Annotated in this window: 1 protein-coding gene and 1 pseudogene; one reads left to right on the top strand and one right to left on the bottom strand. The window is 45.0% G+C overall.

Annotated features, from left to right (window positions below):
• Window positions 1-168 precede the first annotated feature (168 nt).
• Window positions 169-459: pseudogene (locus OU793_RS24790) on the top strand (transposase); the annotation flags it as partial.
• Here OU793_RS24790 and OU793_RS24785 read toward each other — a convergent pair.
• Window positions 453-673 (bottom strand): ParB family protein (locus OU793_RS24785; RefSeq protein ID WP_274647937.1); only part of this gene is annotated, 221 nt, incomplete at its 5' end. The pseudogene OU793_RS24790 and the gene OU793_RS24785 overlap by 7 nt on opposite strands.

Below are 673 nucleotides of genomic sequence, written 5' to 3'. Positions count from 1 at the left end.
CAGGGCATAAATCAATCATACCGTTAAGACATTTGGCCTATGGTGTCGCCAAACATTGAAAGTATAGATCTTATCTAATCACATGCATCTTTCCCCTAAAGAATCGATAAAACAATTACAATCAGACTAAAACTACACCAATGGCTGATTGGATGCGTTGAGTTTCAAAGCTGTGGTACCAGCTCCACCGAGCAATGGATATCCACTCAGCTTGATGTTATGCCTGACTGTGAGCATCAACACATCACGTTCACCATGCCGAGCGAGCTCTGGCTCAATGATTTGTTCTCACTGGCGGCAAACACACTACTGAACAGGGCGAAGCAGCACAGCCTTGAAGTCGGCATATTCGGCGACCTTCATACCTACGGTCGTGGTCTCAACTGGCATCCGCATATTCACTTATCCGTGACACGAGAAGGATTAGATAAGCACAACATCTGGCAACCTATTTACTTCTCTTCTAGAACCTTAGCTATAGCTTCATCTAACTTATCCTGCATTTCTTTCGATAAACGTCCGAACTCATAAGAGAAGTTACGGCCTTTCACGCGCTTGCGGGCAAACATGCCTTTGCTATCGAATTGGGCGAGGGGAGTGACTTCCGCTTTGTCTGACTCTTTCTTTGTTTCTGCTACTTTTAGCTCAGCTTTGATAGCAGAAACAATGGCGT

The sequence above is a fragment of the Vibrio sp. VP6 genome, from assembly GCF_028823755.1.
Taxonomy (GTDB): Bacteria; Pseudomonadota; Gammaproteobacteria; order Enterobacterales; family Vibrionaceae; genus Vibrio; species Vibrio parahaemolyticus.
The sequence above is the reverse complement of the archived record's forward strand: the minus strand, read 5'-3'. Positions and strand labels throughout refer to the sequence as shown.